The sequence below is a fragment of the Metabacillus halosaccharovorans genome (assembly GCF_002019635.1).
GTDB lineage: Bacteria > Bacillota > Bacilli > Bacillales > Bacillaceae > Metabacillus > Metabacillus halosaccharovorans.
Map to the genome: position 1 here is coordinate 139,766 of NZ_KV917372.1, position 18,270 is coordinate 158,035.

23 protein-coding genes and 2 pseudogenes are annotated in these 18,270 nt (G+C 32.7%); 20 read left to right on the forward strand and 5 right to left on the reverse strand.

Annotated elements, in window-relative coordinates; genetic code table 11:
• Nucleotides 1-299 precede the first annotated feature (299 nt).
• The 7 genes from BK577_RS15100 to BK577_RS15130 all read left to right on the forward strand — a co-directional run bounded on the left by BK577_RS15100 (nucleotide 300) and on the right by BK577_RS15130 (nucleotide 5,714).
• Nucleotides 300-740 carry an SRPBCC family protein gene (locus BK577_RS15100; RefSeq protein ID WP_078433717.1) on the forward strand — a complete coding sequence of 147 codons (441 nt, stop codon included), beginning with the start codon at nucleotides 300-302 and terminating at the stop codon, nucleotides 738-740.
• Between the two features lie 524 nt (nucleotides 741-1,264).
• The gene (locus tag BK577_RS15105) at nucleotides 1,265-1,753 is read left to right on the forward strand and encodes a GNAT family N-acetyltransferase (protein ID WP_078433718.1); all 489 of its coding nucleotides are present in this window, start codon (nucleotides 1,265-1,267) and stop codon (nucleotides 1,751-1,753) included.
• A gap of 254 nt (nucleotides 1,754-2,007) precedes the next feature.
• Nucleotides 2,008-2,490: a hypothetical protein gene (locus BK577_RS15110; RefSeq protein WP_139367355.1), complete on the forward strand. Its 483-nt coding sequence runs from the start codon at nucleotides 2,008-2,010 to the stop codon at nucleotides 2,488-2,490.
• A 93-nt stretch (nucleotides 2,491-2,583) separates the two neighbouring features.
• A complete protein-coding gene (locus BK577_RS15115) occupies nucleotides 2,584-3,603 on the forward strand; it encodes a phosphotransferase enzyme family protein (protein ID WP_078433720.1) in 1,020 nt (339 codons plus the stop codon).
• 79 nt (nucleotides 3,604-3,682) lie between these two features.
• Nucleotides 3,683-4,516 carry a hypothetical protein gene (locus BK577_RS15120; protein WP_078433721.1) on the forward strand — a complete coding sequence of 278 codons (834 nt, stop codon included), beginning with the start codon at nucleotides 3,683-3,685 and terminating at the stop codon, nucleotides 4,514-4,516.
• A 207-nt stretch (nucleotides 4,517-4,723) separates the two neighbouring features.
• Entirely contained in the window at nucleotides 4,724-5,149 is a 426-nt protein-coding gene (fabZ, locus tag BK577_RS15125) for a 3-hydroxyacyl-ACP dehydratase FabZ (protein ID WP_078433722.1), read from the forward strand.
• 199 nt (nucleotides 5,150-5,348) lie between these two features.
• Nucleotides 5,349-5,714: a hypothetical protein gene (locus BK577_RS15130; protein WP_078433723.1), complete on the forward strand. Its 366-nt coding sequence runs from the start codon at nucleotides 5,349-5,351 to the stop codon at nucleotides 5,712-5,714.
• A gap of 174 nt (nucleotides 5,715-5,888) precedes the next feature.
• Here BK577_RS15130 and BK577_RS15135 read toward each other — a convergent pair whose 3' ends face one another.
• A complete protein-coding gene (locus tag BK577_RS15135) occupies nucleotides 5,889-6,356 on the reverse strand; it encodes a DUF3291 domain-containing protein (protein WP_078433724.1) in 468 nt (155 codons plus the stop codon).
• Between the two features lie 358 nt (nucleotides 6,357-6,714).
• On the opposite strand from BK577_RS15135, the gene BK577_RS15140 reads away from it, so the two are divergent.
• Entirely contained in the window at nucleotides 6,715-7,164 is a 450-nt protein-coding gene (locus BK577_RS15140; RefSeq protein ID WP_078433725.1) for a DUF1569 domain-containing protein, read from the forward strand.
• Between the two features lie 148 nt (nucleotides 7,165-7,312).
• Complete coding sequence (locus BK577_RS15145; RefSeq protein WP_078433726.1) at nucleotides 7,313-8,098, forward strand: arylamine N-acetyltransferase family protein; 786 nt, start codon at nucleotides 7,313-7,315, stop codon at nucleotides 8,096-8,098.
• Nucleotides 8,099-8,447: 349 nt separating this feature from the next.
• On the opposite strand, the gene yidC is transcribed toward BK577_RS15145, so the two are convergent.
• Together yidC and BK577_RS15155 are read right to left on the reverse strand one after the other, a co-directional pair.
• Nucleotides 8,448-9,230, reverse strand: coding sequence for a membrane protein insertase YidC (gene yidC, locus BK577_RS15150; RefSeq protein ID WP_078433727.1), 783 nt, complete (start codon nucleotides 9,228-9,230; stop codon nucleotides 8,448-8,450).
• A gap of 34 nt (nucleotides 9,231-9,264) precedes the next feature.
• On the reverse strand, nucleotides 9,265-9,552 hold the full coding sequence (locus BK577_RS15155) for a hypothetical protein (protein WP_078433728.1): 288 nt from the start codon (nucleotides 9,550-9,552) through the stop codon (nucleotides 9,265-9,267).
• Nucleotides 9,553-9,886: 334 nt separating this feature from the next.
• On the opposite strand from BK577_RS15155, the gene BK577_RS15160 reads away from it, so the two are divergent.
• Nucleotides 9,887-10,117, forward strand: coding sequence for a hypothetical protein (locus BK577_RS15160; RefSeq protein ID WP_078433729.1), 231 nt, complete (start codon nucleotides 9,887-9,889; stop codon nucleotides 10,115-10,117).
• A gap of 247 nt (nucleotides 10,118-10,364) precedes the next feature.
• Here the strand turns inward: BK577_RS15160 and BK577_RS26035 are convergent, their stop codons facing one another.
• Nucleotides 10,365-10,517 carry a hypothetical protein gene (locus BK577_RS26035; protein ID WP_169908294.1) on the reverse strand — a complete coding sequence of 51 codons (153 nt, stop codon included), beginning with the start codon at nucleotides 10,515-10,517 and terminating at the stop codon, nucleotides 10,365-10,367.
• A gap of 94 nt (nucleotides 10,518-10,611) precedes the next feature.
• Between BK577_RS26035 and BK577_RS15165 the strand changes: the two genes are divergently transcribed.
• From BK577_RS15165 to BK577_RS15205, 8 genes are all read left to right on the forward strand, one after another.
• On the forward strand, nucleotides 10,612-11,112 hold the full coding sequence (locus BK577_RS15165) for a GNAT family N-acetyltransferase (protein ID WP_078433730.1): 501 nt from the start codon (nucleotides 10,612-10,614) through the stop codon (nucleotides 11,110-11,112).
• 24 nt (nucleotides 11,113-11,136) lie between these two features.
• A complete protein-coding gene (locus BK577_RS15170) occupies nucleotides 11,137-11,574 on the forward strand; it encodes an NUDIX hydrolase (RefSeq protein ID WP_078433731.1) in 438 nt (145 codons plus the stop codon).
• Between the two features lie 164 nt (nucleotides 11,575-11,738).
• Nucleotides 11,739-12,746: a DUF3231 family protein gene (locus tag BK577_RS15175; RefSeq protein ID WP_078433732.1), complete on the forward strand. Its 1,008-nt coding sequence runs from the start codon at nucleotides 11,739-11,741 to the stop codon at nucleotides 12,744-12,746.
• A 114-nt stretch (nucleotides 12,747-12,860) separates the two neighbouring features.
• Nucleotides 12,861-13,307, forward strand: coding sequence for a hypothetical protein (locus tag BK577_RS15180; protein WP_180321222.1), 447 nt, complete (start codon nucleotides 12,861-12,863; stop codon nucleotides 13,305-13,307).
• A 268-nt stretch (nucleotides 13,308-13,575) separates the two neighbouring features.
• Nucleotides 13,576-14,031, forward strand: a complete 456-nt coding sequence (locus tag BK577_RS15185) for a GNAT family N-acetyltransferase (RefSeq protein ID WP_078433733.1) — start codon at nucleotides 13,576-13,578, stop codon at nucleotides 14,029-14,031.
• 186 nt (nucleotides 14,032-14,217) lie between these two features.
• Nucleotides 14,218-14,706, forward strand: a complete 489-nt coding sequence (locus BK577_RS15190) for a hypothetical protein (RefSeq protein ID WP_078433734.1) — start codon at nucleotides 14,218-14,220, stop codon at nucleotides 14,704-14,706.
• Between the two features lie 481 nt (nucleotides 14,707-15,187).
• Nucleotides 15,188-15,661, forward strand: a complete 474-nt coding sequence (locus BK577_RS15200) for a GNAT family N-acetyltransferase (protein WP_078433736.1) — start codon at nucleotides 15,188-15,190, stop codon at nucleotides 15,659-15,661.
• 400 nt (nucleotides 15,662-16,061) lie between these two features.
• On the forward strand, nucleotides 16,062-17,165 hold the full coding sequence (locus BK577_RS15205) for a GerAB/ArcD/ProY family transporter (protein ID WP_169908296.1): 1,104 nt from the start codon (nucleotides 16,062-16,064) through the stop codon (nucleotides 17,163-17,165).
• Here the strand turns inward: BK577_RS15205 and BK577_RS15210 are convergent.
• Nucleotides 17,128-17,643 (reverse strand): GNAT family N-acetyltransferase, encoded by a 516-nt coding sequence (locus BK577_RS15210; RefSeq protein ID WP_078433738.1) that lies wholly within the window; start codon nucleotides 17,641-17,643, stop codon nucleotides 17,128-17,130. The two genes, BK577_RS15205 and BK577_RS15210, sit on opposite strands and share 38 nt — an antisense overlap.
• Nucleotides 17,644-17,796: 153 nt before the next feature.
• Here BK577_RS15210 and BK577_RS26415 point away from each other — a divergent pair.
• Together BK577_RS26415 and BK577_RS15215 are read left to right on the forward strand one after the other, a co-directional pair.
• Nucleotides 17,797-17,951 (forward strand): annotated as a pseudogene (locus BK577_RS26415) (MarR family transcriptional regulator); the annotation flags it as partial.
• A 20-nt stretch (nucleotides 17,952-17,971) separates the two neighbouring features.
• Nucleotides 17,972-18,261 (forward strand): annotated as a pseudogene (locus BK577_RS15215) (GNAT family N-acetyltransferase); the annotation flags it as partial.
• Nucleotides 18,262-18,270 lie beyond the last annotated feature (9 nt).

Genomic DNA, 18,270 nt, shown 5'->3' on the forward strand with positions numbered 1-18,270 from the left:
AATATCAAATAACACAACTGAAAATGAGTAGATAAAACGTCAGAGGGCTTTTCAGGAACATTGTTCAGTATGGATTACCCGAACTTACACTTTTGTCATATCCTTATATTTTTATGTGTTTATCAGTTATATTAGGGAAAAGGGAAATCAGCACTGAGATTACATATTAAGCACGGAGAATAAAACTAAAAAAGAAAGGTAGTTTTAATTAGTGATGTAAGTTGATGATTTTTATGTAATAATTGTTTTGTGAAATGTAAATTTTGCAATTTTCATACATAGTGAAAGTAGGGATCATAATGGCAACGGGAACACATACAGTAGAAATTCCAGTAGATGTACAAGCAGTTTGGGATTATGTCAGTGATCTTGAAAAATGGGCAACGTCAGTACCAGCCTATAAAGAACATGAAATTATTAATGACAAGCAATCTATTTGGACATTTGAAGGTAAAGTGAAAGGTATTAAAAAAACAATAAAAGCACAGGTAGATATTACCGAATGGAATGAACCTTCAAATATAAAGTTTGAACTAAAAGGTTTAACTGATAATTTCACAGGAAGCGGTCATTTTACTGCAGAAGATATGAATGGTAAAACAACCATGACTTGTACTGTAAACGTACATGCAGGTGGAATATCGGGTGCTGTGATAACACCAATTATTAAATGGGCTGTTCCAAAAGTAGCATCTCGTTTAACGGAATCGATTGCACGTAAAATTGCAGTATTCTCATAGTTTTCAATGAGTTGTAGCTACCATCTCGGAAGTGAAAAAAGTGTTTAGAGGATAGGATGTTGTCCAAAAAGGATGGCCTCCTTTTTTACTACCCCACAAATGGCCGCTTATTGACAAAAGGAAGAATTTTTTAAAAAATCCATTTGGAAATGCCTCTGACGGGATTCGAACCCGCACTCCTTTCGTAAGCATAGGCTAGGGAAAGAACACGCTTCCCTACGGAATTTCACCGACAGGAGTTCCACCTGACTCAGCTAATTTGCTTTTCGGTGCTTCTGAAACCCTTGCCTTGCGACCCGTTCCTACAATGTTTTACGGCGCTCTTCCCTTCTAGAGCTACAGAGGCTTAGTTATCTTAATATTATACGATCAAAATTAATTAATGAAATACTTTATTTTAAAAACAAAACTTTCCCTAACGAACGTGTTTAAGATTATCCAGCTGCCTTTCTGTTGATTTTCTTCTTGGACAATATTAAAAGAGAGAGTTTCTATATTTCCATTGGAAGAGGGTATGAAAAAATATGGAAATTAAAATCGCGATAGATACGGACATTCCTGTTGTTTACAATCTCATGTTAGAAGCGTTTGAAGAATATCGAACCTTTGATGTTCCTTCCAGTGCCTTAAATGAATCATTAGAAGCGTTACAAAAAGCTGTAAAGAGTAATTTGGAGGAAGCTTTACTATGCTCAATTAATGGGGTTTCGGTTGGTTCATGTAGATTTACAATGAAAGAGGATACTCTATATTTTTCACGGTTATCGGTGACACCATTAGCAAGAGGAAAAGGAATAGCGAAAGCAGTGTTATTGTGGCTTGAAAAATATGCTTACAACCATTCAATAGGAAAAATTGAATGCCGTGTCCGAGTGTCCCTACCTAAAAATATTAGTTTGTACAAGTCACTGGGCTATTCTATAACGAAAGAGGAAGCTGTGACCAACCCTAATGGCATTTTAGTGAACACTGTTGTAATGGAAAAAACTTTGATAAACAGTGTACCTCTATAAATGAAATCGTTTTTTGCCATTGCGTTAGAGGGTGCTTTAATCAATAGAGTCTTTAACAATCCAGCATTTTTGAAGGGGAACTAAACTCTGGTACTATCATTTTCACTTCTTCTGAAAACGGGCCAACGTGAAAAAGCCAGCCAAACATTTATCTGGATCTGTTAGTTCGACGCACTGATCCCAGAAGGAATTAATGCTTTTTTAGTTGAATATTATAAATGATTCATAAAGCTTTAAGAAAACAGGTGTTTTTTGTGAAACGAAGTGTAAAGGTATTATTAGCTGTTCCATTTGTCTTTGTTACGATATGTATTTTGTTTTTGTTTTACGTTTTTGTTGGTCAAAAGTATATTTATGCTAAAAAATATGCAAATGAACTCTTAGAATTTAAATTGCCGGAACAAACAGAAGTCATAGAACAAGATTTTGATTACGGAGTTCTCTATGGAGGTGGTCCTTGGGGAAGCGGAGGTTATCCAACTGTTGTTGCATACAAAAAGATAGTAACTAAATTGAGTGAAAAAGAAATATATAAACACTACCAGTCAAAAGAATTTGAAATATATTTCAATGGTACAGAAGAGTTAAAAAGAAACAGTAGTAATCAAATTTGGTACGAAGGAATAATGAAAGACAAAGATAGTCTGAGTATAGAACAAAATAATGAAGAACCAATTGAAGTTATTATTCAATATAGAACTGAATTTAGTTATCCACTTTTTATTGATTTATATTAATCTAAAGTGTAATTTCTCATTTTTACTGTTATTTTGATTTAACCTTATAGGAATTCTAACTGTTAAGAAAAAGTAAGAAGAGGTGGACCTAACATGAAGTTTGATAATAGTGGATTGAACCTCGAATTTTTTTCTCAGTTTATCGAAGAAAATTACCAAATTGGGAGAATAAGCTCTATTCGCTTTATACCAAAAGGGGAAGATGGGTACTGCTATTCAATTAAAACGGATCGTAATAATCATTATTTTGTAAAGGCTCAGAAATCTAATGAGCACTTAGATCTCTTCAATTCGTTAAGAGCTGTTTCAGATTTAAGGTACAAATATAAAAAAGACTACGTTGTTGCACCAATCCAGACATCACAACAAAAAAGCATTGTTACGTTCGATAATATGTGGATTTCTTTGTATCCATTTATTCAGGGTACATCTTTGTATGAAACAAGTGAATTTACTAGCCACTTAGAGCAAATAGCAAAAACGTTGGCAGATTTTCATAATGTTAGTATTCACAATAACCAATTACCTAAAGAAACGTTTCAAAATCCATTTGAGAAGAAAATTTTATATCTACTAAATGTAGCAGAAAAACAAGATTTTAGCTCAAATCTATGCAAGCGGAAAACAGCTTCATTGTTTATAAAAGAAAGAAAAGACATAGAGACTGCTCTTGAAAAAATGAGAACGGGCCAAAAAAAATTCTCACAAAGACAATTTAAACAAACGATCACTCATGGAGATCCTAACTTTTCTAATATATTACGTGGTCCAAATGAGAAACTCTATTTTATTGATTGGGGAGAAATAGCGTTTGCTCCTGTTGAAAGAGACTTGATGTTTTTCCTAGAAGTTGATGGTAAACCATTAGATTTCGAACAATTCATTTCTACTTACTTGAATAATCGTCCTGACACGATTATTCATCCTGAAATAGTTGAGTTTTATTTATATCGCTGGTGTTTACAAGAAATTGCAGATTATGGGTATCGTTTATTAGTTGAAAATAACGGAGTAGAAGAGGATGAGCATAGCTGGAAAGAGCTACAACCTTATCTGCCAATCCCTCATCTTACTATGCATGACAGAATAAAAAATATTGTGAATTTCCTTTAACTTGCTACTATATATAAACTTTTTACCATTCCCAAAGAAATATAGATTTAATCCAAATTAAGGAGCTGGTATAAAATGTGTGGGATTAGAAACTAAATTTAAAGAAAGAGACTTAGATATTCCAAAACATCGGCAAGAATTAATAGCAGCAATTGAGTTAGATTTAACAAATGATCGTAATGTCCTGGCTATTTTTTATGGAGGGTCAATCGGAAATCAAAACGCTGACCTATACTCGGACATAGACCTTCGTATTGTGGTTAAAGATGAAGTGTTTGAGGAATACAGGATTAACAAAAAACAGAGAGCGAAGAATTGGGGTAATGTTTTATTTTTTGAAGACTTTCCCTGGGCAACACATAGTATTGCTCATTATAATGCTTTTATAAAAGTAGATAATTTTTATTATAAAAACAAAGATATTAAACCGTCAGTATGGCTTCAAAATATTAAAATTGTAAAAGATTCTTCAGGATTGATAAATGACATATTGAAGGAATCATTAGCTTTATCTTACATTCCGACTGTTGATGAAATAGAGATTTGGAGAACGAAATTTATTGCTTATATTCATGAAGCCTATCGAAGAGTAATGAGAAATGAAATTTATTATGCTCTACACTGTATAGATAATGTAAGATTATCAATGACTACAGCTTGGTATATGGAAGCAGGAATACAACCTAATTCTTTTGGAGATTGGGCAAAACTAGAAGGAAAAAGAAGTAAACTGAATGACAGGCAATTATTTCTTTTAGCAGAATGGAATTGTAGTAGAAATGCAAATGACATACTAAAAGTAATGAAAAGTATAGTCCCTGAATTTATAAAAATACATAAAAGTTTATGTCTAAAATATGGGGTAGATGAAAATCCAGAATGGGTAAAAGAAATTTTGAATTTGGTTATTTAATATATTAGAAGCATCCAATAGCTGGGTGTTTTTTTGTTTTATTCATAAGCTAACAGGTGCATGAGTGAATTATAGACTAAATTCTGTATTTAAAGTACAAAGAAGTCCTGTTAAAAAAATTTCCAATATTAGTATAAACTATTAATACCAAGTGATAAAATAAAATAAATGATTTAAAAAAATATTATAGTTACGGGGGGTTAAATGATGTTAGATATTCAAAAAATTATGGAAGTTATTAGACATCGTTATCCATTTCTTTTAGTAGATAGAATTCTGGAATTAGAAGAAGGTAAAAGAGCAGTTGGGATAAAAAATGTGACTATGAATGAAGAATTTTTTAACGGAAACTTCCCTAATTATCCAGTTATGCCTGGTGTATTAATTGTAGAGGCTCTAGCCCAAGTAAGTGCAGTTGTGATGTTAACAAAAGAAGGAAATCAAGGAAGATTAGGGCTGTTAGCAGGTATAGATAAATGTCGATTTAAACAACAAGTGAAACCAGGAGACCAACTCCGTCTTGAGGTTGAAATCACTCGACTAAAAGGTCCTATTGGAAAAGGGAAAGGAACAGCTACAGTTGACGGAGAATTAGTTTGCGAAACAGAAATAATATTTGCGTTTGGTGATTAAAAGCCATTAATTCATAATTGGTTTTCAGATTGTTGGACAAAAGAGTATCTTACATAATTAACCCGTTAACTTTTCGTTTATGAAGACAGATTTATAGAAATATCTTAAAGGACTTGGTGTTTTGTGAAAAAATTGCAAGTGAAATTAGGTTCTTAACGACTTCATCAAGTTCAAGCAAAATAAGGGAGAACGCAATAATATGGAAAACATATCAAATGTAGATAAACTGGAATCAATAAAATCCTTTCAATCGACAATCAGAAAACTCGAAAAAACCTTGGTTACGATGACGCAGAAAGCTGCGAATACTAACTTAGTAAAGAAAAGACTTAAAGCCAGTTATATCGGCTTAGCTATACTGGAAAACGTTTGGAATCAAAAACCTCATCAATACTCCCTGGAAGATGTAGCAGAAGCTCGCAATGTTCTTACTGGCTTATTTCCATCAATTGAGAACAGTTATGCGAAGTTAAAGGCAGGCAGTTCCCAAAGAACACTTTTAGAACGCAGAATTAAAGCGATGGAGCTAGCTGTTCAAGCGATTGACAATCTTTCCAAAGACTAACTTATAGCTAAATAGAAATAGGGTAACAAGTAGCCTTCGCTTGTTCTAAAAGAATTAAGTTTTTTAACTGGATATTCATGTGAAAGTGTAATAAAAATGCACTTAAACGACAGTCAGGTTTGATCAATAAGGAGATACTCTGCTACCTACACAGAACAGGAGAATTGACCCCACCTATTTAAGCAAGATCTTCTCTCCAAATTCATCAAATGCGGATTTAAAGTCAAATGCAAAAGGAGCTGGTCCATGTTGAATATAAAAGTCATATCTCTTGAAAGCCTCCTTCCATGAAACATCCGTTACTTTCTCCGTCCACCACACCACATAATTTGGTTGTCTTGCTTGAAGAGAGTCAAACCACTTGTTCCTTTCACGTAAAGCGTTCATATGATGACCTGAATAAGTAAAACGGTATAAGGTTTGAAGATTTTTCCATACTGTTAGTGTGAGAATAGGGGGACCCTCTCCTTTGATTGCTTTCTCAGGGAAAAGGACTCTACTAGGTGAAAATTCTTTTATTAGATCCCCAGTTTTAGCAGCCTGTCGTATTACTTCGTTTCCGACCTCAAAAAATTCACGAGAGGCAGGATGTTCATATGAATGTTTTAACCTGCCCACTGTATAAATGGCAACAAAAGCCATCATAATCCCTCCATTTACTTTTTTTACCTACATATATTCTAGAATGACTAGATTAATTCATAATAGAACTTCGCAAGACAAAAATATGATGTCATAAAGTCAGTACAGGCTACGTTATTGAGGATAATTGCGCTTTTCTAGTCCAAGGCTTCAAAATTAAAAAATAATCTAATCTAACCATGATTCCAGAAGCTTTGAGCTAAGGTTATGTAATTGAATAATATGTTCAACTGTAATTGGAATATTATGTTATTATTGTTTTGGAATATTGGTTAAAAATGCAATCTATTGAATCAGATCAGAATAAATGAATTTTTTATGGCGATATTGAAATAGATTGGTAAAGGGAGTGGCAAAAATGAAAAATATTTTTATTCAATTGCATTCTGAGGAAATGTTAAACCGAATTGACAAATTAAGTCCAAATTCAAAACCACAATGGGGTACAATGGATGTTGCCCAAATGCTAGCACATTGCTCTGCCTTTCAAGACATTGCAATGGGACATTCTTTTCCAGCGAGAGGTTGGTTAGGGATATTAATAGGAAACTTTGTAAAACCAATCCTGTATAACGACAAGCCATTAGCCAAAAATATGTCCACAATTCCGACCATTTTGATTGAAGATGCAAAAGAATTTGAGACAGAGAAGGAAAAACTGAAACAAAAAATTATAACTTTCCAAAATAATGGTCCAAAGAAGTGTACGACACATCCTCATCCTTTTTTTGGTAAACTCACTTCCGAGCAGTGGGGGAAAGGAATATACAAGCACCTTGACCATCATTTAAAACAGTTTGGAGTTTAGTTAGTTTTTAGAAATATAAAGTAGGTGAATATATCTACCATCACTACGTTAAGATTATTAAGTTGACATGAATTCCTTTTCCATACAATACTGTAATTAGAACCTTGTAATATGAGGTTACTCTAGATATTAGGGGAATAAATGATAAATGGACAAGTTAAATATGCTGTTTCGTCATAGAATAGGTATCCCAGAAACTGAGAATGTGACCTTTGAACATTTGGACATTATTCTTGAAAAGACTGCTAGAACAATCCCTTTTGAAAATTTGTGTATCATAAATAAAAGGACAACTGATATTACAAAAGGGAATTTAGCAAATAAAATACTTAATCGAAACGGAGGTGGGCTGTGTTATGAGCTAAATTCTATTTTTTATTTATTCTTAGTTGAAAATGGCTTCAATGCGAGCCTCCTTCGAGGTGTTACCTATGATCCTATCGTTCAACAGTGGAGTAAAACTGGAAGAACACATGTAATAATAATACTAACTTACAATAATCAACAATATTTGATCGATACTGGATTCGGAGGAAACTTACCATTAAAACCAGTGCCACTAATTGGGGACACAGTTAAATCGAGTAATGGTGAATTCAGAGTGGAAAAGGCCAACACTGAGTATGGTAATTACGTTTTCTATATGAAGTTAAAACATAAGCACGATGAGTGGAAGCTTGGTTATGCTTTTGATACCACAAAAGTAGTTATGGATCTCTCAGAACTTAATGAAGTACAAAACATAATAGTAGAGCATCCCGCATCTAGTTTTAATAAGAAACCATTAGTGACTAGACTAACAGAACGAGGAAACATCATTTTAACAGATACTTCGTTCACAGAATCGATCGATGGAAAAGTACAAAAAAAAGAAATTAACAACAATATGTTCAACGATCTTATTAAGGAAAAGTTCGGCATTGAAAGTCAATGAAACTCCCTTAAAATCTTTATTCACATATTTAAACGATAGGGTACATTGTAAATCATGTAATTAAATTATTTACTAGTTTAATATACATATTCATACAATAGAAAGGATATGGTATATTACTATCCCCACTTAATAAAGACAACCACACTATCAATGTTTGACTTTATCTCCATAAGGGATTTCATTATTTCCGACTATTATAGTATCTGGACAAAAAATAAGTTCAAGTAGACTAATCGTCATATCAGTGTATGCTTGCCTGATTGGCAAGCCAGATGTCTCTATATTTTATCAACATATAAATAAAAAATAAGCCTGTTAGCATTGATGACTAACAGGCTTATTTTTGCTATACGGTTTCTGATTTAACTGCATTGCTTGGTTTTGGCTTGTATAATCTCTTTCCTAACATGGACTGAAAAATTAAGAAAATTCCACCGACTGCCCAGTAAAGAGGGAGTGCTGCCGGAGCATTTAGAGAGAACATCACGATCATAAGCGGAGATATGAGCCCCATAATTTTCATTTGAGATTGATTTTGAGTAGGCATATTCGACATCGATACTTTAAATTGTACATAGTAAACAATCCCCGCAATTGCCGTAATCCAAATATCCGGCTGTCCTAGGCTGAACCATAGGAACGAGTGTGTCGCAATTTCTTCTGAACCCCTGATTGCATAGTAAAACCCCATCAAGATCGGCATTTGAATAAGCATTGGAAGACAGCCGATAGAAAGTGGATTAACTCCGTGCTTTTTATATAATCCAACCATTTCCTGCTGTAGCTCTAGTTGTTTTTTCTGGTCTTTGGCAGCCTTAATCTTTTTCTGGATGTCATCCATTTCAGGCTTTAATAAGTCCATCTTTTCCTTCATTTGCTGTTGATTTTTATACTGTTTTAACATCAATGGCAACAAAATTAGTCGAATAATCAGTGTAATCAGTATGATTGACAATCCAAAGCTGCCATTAAATAAATTAGCGATACTATGAATGGCTGATCCAAATGGATGAACAAATACATTTTGAAAAAAACCATCCCCATTTGAATTCTGTGCAGAACATGCAGAAAGTACAAAGGCAGATATCATCACTACAATCATAACAAAAAGGTTTTTAGTACGTTTCATCTTTCTTCCTCCAGTCATTTTTTAAAAATGAGTTTTAAGAGAAAGAATGAAAACCTTCAGAATCGTCACCTGAACTTTCTTTTCTGCGAATATATCTTGCAATCCAACCTAATAATGAGTTAGACATCCACTCATAAATCTGCAGAATAGAAGGTGTTGATAAAGTTATATTTACCTTTGAAGACGAGGCACATGCTGTTTCGATAAAATCATATTCTACATGCCAAGTCCAAATATATTTAATCGTTAAGCTTAATAGAAAGCTAGCATATAATGTATATAAAGTGGAGATATTCAATAAATCCGAAATAATCTCGTACAAATTTTCACCCCTAAAAAGAACTGCTAAGAGAAGTATAATAAAAGATTAAGTGTAAAGCAATGGAATGAATAGCTAAAGAGGGATGCTTAAATAAACAAAGGATCCAGTAATGACAAGGATTTTAGTTGGGGCAAGTTTCCTTTCCTTTTAGTCTTTTCTAAATGTCTTAGTTAGAAACCAGCATTTATAATAAGCAAAACACTAGCTACACTTCGTAAAATTTCTAAATATGAATCAAACGTAGGACAAGATAGTGAATAAAAGTGAAACTTTTATCAAGTAATACCGTAAGTATATGAAAGGAAACAGAGATATAAAAAAAGGATGGTTTTTTATGCTATGGATTTACACACAAGATAAACAAAGATTGATAAAAGTAAATGAAGTCACTGTAAAAGGAAAGAAAATAGTAGGTGTTGTCAGAAATTCGACATATGAAGAGAATATTGATTTAGGGAAATACGAATCAAATGAAAGAGCTTCAGAAATCCTTCATAAAATATTTTTAGAAATTAAAGAATGCAGTAGTGCTGTATCTGTGGAATTCGCTATGCCCGAAAAGTAATTCTGAACTTGTTCAAAAAACGAAGAACGAAAACTAATTAGACCTAGAGTAATTTAATTTCTTCATTTTACATTATTTCTATAAAAAATATATTCTTCAACAGTTTAGTGCTTATCTGGTCAAGGAAAAGCGTTTATTTTAAATATAGGACTTACTGAGTTGATGGAAAAAAGCGACATAAACAGTTCTAGTAAGTAAACTGTTTTTATAGCTGCATCATCATTCTAAGGTTTGGTTTTTCCACTTTTCATTTTAAAAATCTATGACTCAGACTTAAAATGAAAAGACCTGCAAACGAACAAATAATATTGTAAAAGATATGTGATTCATCGTAAAAAGCTAAAACGGCAAACGTAACGAGAGAGATTCCGATGGATGCAAATAAGCTTCTTGCTTTCATTAAAAACACCTCCCATAAAAAGGTATGTGGAGGAGTAACAATAAAACACAAAAACATTGCATTAAAATCAATAGCAAAGGAGCTTATCTAAAAGGTGATTACTTTAAGAAATGTTCAAACTACAGATTTGGCACAGCTGTTACTTATTGAGAATGAAGGTTTTCCAATAGAAGAAGCTGCCACGAAAGAGGCATTTGTAGAGAGGATTCAGCTGATACCTGATACCTTTATTGTGGCAGAAAAGGAAGGAATGATCCTTGGTTATATTAATGGTCCTATTATGAATCAACCATATATTACCGATGATCTTTTTGAGAAAATCAAGGAGAATCCGAAAAGAGGCGGATATCAGGGTATTTTAGGATTAGCTGTGTCCAAACAGGCAAGAAAAAAAGGGGTTGCTCAGATATTAATGAAGAAAATAGAAGAGCTTGTTTTAGATAATGAAAGAGAAGGAATTTCTTTAACATGTAAACAAGAATTAGTTTCTTTTTATGAAAAAATGGGGTTTGTTAATCATGGCCTGTCTGAATCTCAACATGGTGGAGAACGGTGGTACAACTTGGTCAAATTAAGAGCGGCTTTGAACAGTTAATACTAAAATGGGGGAACTTTAAGTATGAAACGAGTAGATGTCACATATGTTCTTCTCTTTGATGAGCAGGAGAAGAATGTATTAATGGTTAAAAATAAGGGAGACCACTTTTCTTATTATACTCTTCCTGGAGGAGCAGTTGAACCAGAAGAAACACTAGCAGAAGCAGCAATTCGTGAAGTAAAAGAAGAAACAGGCTTAGATGTGGAGATAGATGGTGTTTTTTCTGTAAGTGAAGCGTTTTTTGAAGAAAGAGGACATCACGCGATTTTCTTCACTTTTAGAGGGAAAATAATTGGTGGCGACATAAATATTTCAATGCCAGATGAAATCGAAGAAATTACATGGATGGATTCACAGGAAGCAGAAGAGTACATACACATAACCAATTCAAAGGGATTGATAAAAAGTAAATCCTCAGTACCATATTTACTTAGAGAAAGAGTTATTCGAAAGTCTTGAATATTTTTGGCTTAACGAGTTTAAGCAATAGAGAGTTTATCTCAATTTTAACACCTTTACAAAGAGTTTGGATTTTCAATTAGCTTTTTGAAACTACAGAAAAAATTCATTAAATACCTTTTTATGGGGATAATACCAATAGTTATTAAACTGGAGGTATTTTTATGGAAGATCATCATATTCGTTTAACTTCGTCTGAAGTAGGTGGTTTGTGGGCAAATTATATTGCTGATACCATGTTTGTATGTGTTTATAAGTATTATTTAGCTAAAGCCGAAGATGAGGAAATCAAAAAAGTATTAATGCATGCTTTAGATTTAGCTCAACAGCATGTACGAGTTGTTAAGGAAATTTTTAAAGAAGAAGGTCATGCTATCCCTCTTGGGTTTACTGAAAATGATGTCAATGTGGATGCTCCTAGGCTGTTTTCAGATGAGTTCTTTTTATTCTATACAAAACATATGACAAAAGGGGCTCTAGTAACCTACGGTGCCGTTTTGCCAAATACATTCCGTAAGGACATTAGAGAACACTTTATGTCTTGCATTTCCTCTACAATGGAATTATTTAATGAGACAACAGATCTTCTTCTTACGAAGGGTCTGGAAGTTCGCTCACCTTATATTCCATATCTGCAAGAAGTAGATATGGTTGAAAGGCAACACTTCCTAGCTGGGTGGTGGGGGAAACAAAGACCTCTAACAGCCCCGGAGATTACTCACCTTTATTCTAATATTCAAACTAATTATATGGGTACAGCGGTTATAACTGGTTTCGCTCAGGTTACGAATTTAAAGGAAATTAGAGATTATTTCAGAAGAGGTAAAGAGATAGCAATGAAACAAATTAAAGTATTTGGTGAATACTTACATGAAAATAATCTCCCTGTCCCTATAACCTGGGATCCACTAGTTCAAGACATAACAGAATCTCCTTTTTCTGATAAATTAATGCTATATCAAATTTCCATGATGTCTGCTGCTGGAATGGGAAACTATGGAACTGCCATATCTGCCAGTCCAAGACGTGATATTGGTGCAGATTATGTACGTTTACAAGGAGAGGTCGGACTTTACGCAGAGGACGGTTTAAATCTCCTAATTAAGCATGCTTGGATGGAAAGACCCCCTCATGCAGTCGACAGAGATGAGTTAATGAAGAAAAAAATATAGATTTAAAATTGAGTATGACAATCATAGAAGTAACGAACTATAAAAATGTATGGTTTTGAATATTTCTCATATATGAAATCAAACAAAAAATATTTTAAAAAGGGTCAAACAAATGTGAATTCAAAAGAAAAATTGTTATGGAGTATAGCATTTCCAGGTTTCGGTCAATTACTTAACGGAAAGTATCTTAAAGGGATAATATTTATATTATTGGAAATTATCATCAATGTACAATCCCATTTTAATATGATTATTTATTTTAGTTTTAATGGGGATATAAGTAAAGCTATTGAACATACCGAATACCAATGGCTCATGTTTTATCCTTGTGTTTATTTCTTTTCGATGTGGGATGCTTATAAGGATGCAGGTGGAGGCAGAGATCCTTATTCCTATATTCCCTTTGTAGTGTGTGCGTTTTTTGTTACTGTTGGACTTATGTATTCAGCTAGAGTAAAGATATTTGGAATCAGTTTGGGAACAGTTTGGTTTCCGATGCTATGTGTAATTCCTGGGGTTTTTTTAGGGATTTTACTGAAAAAGATATTAAGAAATCTATAGTGATCCTACCCCTATACTGTTAAAGTTAATGTTCATAACGGGATCACGAACAAACATAAGTCTCTAGGTACAGCTATTCTAACATTCGGTGTTAATCCAGATTAATTAAGCAATAAATAGCAATTAAATTAATCGAATCCAAACATAATAAATAAAAAATGAGTAGATCACGTCAAACTTAATCTACTCATTTAACATTTCAAAAAAAGCTAACTTAATGAATAGGTAATATAAAAATATTATTAAAGACTTTTGTTCTGGAGGATATATGGAGAAATATAGAGTAAAGCAGATAAATGATCTGTTTAGATATGATTTAAATAGTTTAATAACGCGAAGCAAAGAGGAGGGTTTCCGTTTTATTGAAAGATTAGTAAATGATTATAAAAATGGGTCTAACACTTTTAACAATTCCGGCGAGGCACTGTTTGGTGTTTTTAACGAAAAAGAAGAACTAATTGCCATTGGTGGACTTAATATAGATCCTTTTTCTCAAAAACAATATATAGGTAGACTAAGAAGATTTTACGTTATGAAAGAATATAGAAGAAATGGAATTGGAAGTCTGTTGATAAAAAAAATCATTAACGAAGCAGTAAAGTATTATAAAATTTTAGTTCTCCACACAGATACCAAACAAGCTGATCTTTTTTATTCCTCTCTTGGATTTTTAAAGGAAGACCTATATCCAAATTCAACTCACTATATAGCACTGAAAAACTAAAGTGTTATTAAACTAACCAAATATCAGTCTAGTAAAGAGATTTCACAATCGGATGTGAGTGTTGTAGATCTAATTTTCATTAATTTTAAACAAACTAACTAAAACACTTATCACGTTTTTATCATATTTGAAAATTGACAGGAACGTTCATAGTATGATTTTTCTTTTGAATGGAGGAGTAAGGAATTGAAGAAGACATTTTTGATAACAATTTTCATTCTGGTCGTTCTATTAATTGGTATTTTTTCTTTTATAAAAATTAATCCTCCACTAGTTAGTGGAACAATTGCTTCATCAGGGGATTTAACATTCGTTGTTATAAGTATCGGAAATAAAGGTTTTAGTCATGTGAAAATTAACGACGTCCTAGTAAATAATAATGAAGAACCACAAGATAAAAAAATTCAGTTGAGCAATCCGTTAAAAGGCTTCATTGTAGCTGATGATTTAGAAGGGGAGGCGAGGGAGTATGGCATTACGAATATTAAAGATGTAGTAATTGAGCCAAATACCTCTCCATCATCACAGTTAGATGAAGTTAATAACGGTACTGCTACTGAAGATGATAAAAGTTATGGTTTAACTGTTATCCATAACAAAGAGATAAATATGGTGACTATAAACTATCGCTATTTGGGACTGTCTTTTGAAAAACGTGTACCTATTAATCAATAAATTTTTGCTAGCCACATTTAAGGTAAAATATTCTTCAGCAATAGAGCACTTATCTTGAATAAGGAAATGCTTTTTTAAATTTATAAAGGTCGGGATTTTATGGTGATATCAAGTGCAAAGGAGGTATATTATTTGGAATTGCAATTGTCTAAAAGTATAAATAAATACTTTTGGATCTTCTTTCCCTTAATATTTATTTTAAAAGGCTATTATCATATCTTTACCAGTTGGGAACTTCAATTTTATAGATTTAATGAACTTGAAGATTTTGGAACACTATTGTTTGTACTCGGCTTAAGTGCATGTGAGAGCGCTTTAATCATAGTCTTTTTATTATGGATATTGGAACTTCTAAAGAAAGTATTTATTAAACCGAACAGTAGGTAAGGAAGTATTATTGTTTTGATAGGTGTAAGAAATTTCCATTTTACGTGGAATATTAAAGCTGTACAAGGTAACGTTCTTAAAGGAGGAGATTTTTATGTCGGGTATTCATTGTAACTTTATCCGAGCTTCGGAAAAGGATATTGACAGCATTATTAGTTTACGAATAGCACTTTTAAGAGAATTAGGTGAAATAAAATCTAGCCAAGAAGAACAACGGGTAATAGCTTCAACAAAAGAATATTTGCAGCAAGCTCTCTCTAATAATGAATTTATCTCCTATATTGCAAAGTGTAACGGAGAAACCGTAGGTGTCAGTGGAGTAGTTATCATTAAAAGACCTCCCTATTTAGAAAATTTAAATGGTTTGGAAGCATACATACTCAATATGTATACAATCCCTCAACATCGAGGTAGAGGGATTTCAAGGAAGTTGCTTGAGCTTTGTATTGATGAATGTAAGAATATTGGTGTAAAACGTGTATGGTTACATAGTTCCGAAAATGGAAAACATCTTTATCAAAAAGTGGGATTCACTCCTAAAAATAATGAAATGGAATTGTTTATTTAATATATTGATAGTTGTAACTACTTAAGTGGATAAATATTTAAGGACTAGACTTAGAGAGCAGCTGTGGGAATAAATCATCTTTAAATACTCTGATGCTGTTTTTTAAAAACAGCTGTTAGCCAATTTCCAGGTGAAAATTTTCGTGATAATAGGTGAGATATTTTCCAAAGAACGATCACATTAAAACAAAATCTAGATATGTATCTATCATAATACAATTATGGTAAATGACATGCATAGGAATAGTGATTTTTTATGCTTTAAAACTTTAAAAAAAGACGAGTGGATAAAACTAAAATACCAATTAGAGGCTTATTGCCCTTTATTTTTAGACTAAAATGTAAAATTCGCGGAAAGAATAGGAGGTGTCTACATAGCTTGAAAAAAGGTGGAATCATTTTTGATAGAAAACATAAAAATCTCACCACTTCAATTCGGATTATTAGTGGTTATTTTTACGATAGGCAGCTCTATTCTCCTTACCCCTTCTGGACTAGCCAGTATAGCTAAACAGGATGCGTGGATAGCATCACTGTTCGGAATAGGAATATCAATGATTATCGTTATTTTATTTAGTATTTTAGCTAGACAATATCCGAGTTACAATTTTGCTGAGTACTGTGAAATAATATTGGGGAAATGGCTAGGTAAAATAATTGCTGTTTCATTTGTGTATTTTTCTTTTGTTGGTGCATCGAGTTTATTATTTGATATGGGAAATTTTATGGTTACTCAAATAATGCCTGAAACTCCAATTGAAATATTTAATATTGTGTTTGCACTTGTGATTTTGTATGGATTGAGACTAGGAATAGAAGTAATAGCCAGAACTGTGGAAATATTTTTTCCCTGGATCGTTCTATTATTACTCCTCCTTGTTATCGCTGTTATTCCTCAGATAGAGATGACAAAATTCCAGCCTATTTTTGAGGCGGATTTAAAAACAGTTTTTCATGGTGCCATTGTATATGCCAGCATTGCTGGGATGCCTTGTGTAGTGTTTACTATGCTGATACCATTATTACATACCCAAAAAAAGGTTTGCAGGAATTTCGTAACTGGTAATATCCTTGGCGGAATAGTTATTACAGTTATTACATTAACTAGTATTGGTGTATTAGGTGCTGATACAACTTCACGTGTTGCATTTCCAAGTTATGTGTTAGCAAAGAAAATCAGTTTGGCTGATTTTTTGGAAAGAATCGAAGTTATTGTTGCAATCATATGGTTTATAACCCTTTTCTTCAAAATAATCCTATATTTTTATGCAAGTATTATAGGTACAGCTCAAATTTTAGGTTTAACCGATTATCGGCCTTTTTTATTTCCGTTTGGACTGCTCTTAGTTACTCATTCACTCTTTATGTATCCTAATACAATTTACGAAGCTGAATTTAACAATAGGGTATGGGTGGCATTTGCTTTAACGATTGGGTTTCTTCTTCCAGTATTATTATTGGTGATTTCTATTTTGCGGAAGAAAATGAAAGCAATTTTAAAATAATAAATAATCTAGTCGGATATAAATAGTGTAAACCAATCTCTCTAGTAGATCGTTCTTTTAGCATTAAAATGTGTGGAATTCCATCTTCCATAAATATGGGAGATGTGGTTTGATAGCCAAGTTTTTTATAAAAACCCTCTGCCTGTGTTTGTCCGTGTAATTTAACCTGCAATACTCCTTTTTCTTCCGCAATTTCTTCCAATGCTTTAATAATAATTTTACCTAGCCCAAATTTACGGTACGGCTTTAGGATACATATTCTTTCTAATTTTCCTGCACCATCGACAACTCTTATTCTTCCCGTTCCGACTGGCTGATCATTGTAATGAACTAAAATGTGCTCACAAAGTCCATTCAATGTATCAAATTGATCAAATTCATCTTCTAGTGGTACGCATTGTTCCTCGACAAATACTTGTTTCCGAATAGTAAATACTGCCTTTAAATCTTCATTAAATATAACTCTTTTTACAAACATTTTTTTTCAGTCCTTTTAGATTAATATAGTTATTTTGTTGCAAATACAACAAAAAATAAACTACATTTAATTTAAAACATTTTTATTGTAAATGCAACAAAAATGAATGTATGGAGGTAATCATGAGAGAAATTTTACGGGAAATTGGTATGATTCATAAAAAGAGAAAATGAACATTCCAATAATGTGGCTTTAGAGGGAGTTACTGATAATGAAGTGGAGACCATTTATCATTTACTCCAAAGAGTAAGGAAAATGTAGAAGTCGATTGGGAATTTGTTAAGAAAGGAAACAAGAGAAATTATTGATTATTTAAGGGGGGCGACTAATGACAATAACTATAAAGAAATGCACCATTGAGAATCTGAGCATGCTTCAAGAAATTAGTTATGTACCATTTAATGAGACAATTAAGAATCATAATTCAACAGAAAATATGAATGCTTTTTTGGAAAGGGGATTTAACTTACATCAACTAGAAAAAGAGTTATCAAATATGAATTCACCATTCTTTTTTTTTATTTTAATGATGAAGTAGCTGGATATTTAAAGGTTAATATCAATGATACTCAGTCTGAAGATATGAGTGATGAATCACTTGAAATTGAGAGAATTTGGTTTGGTGTT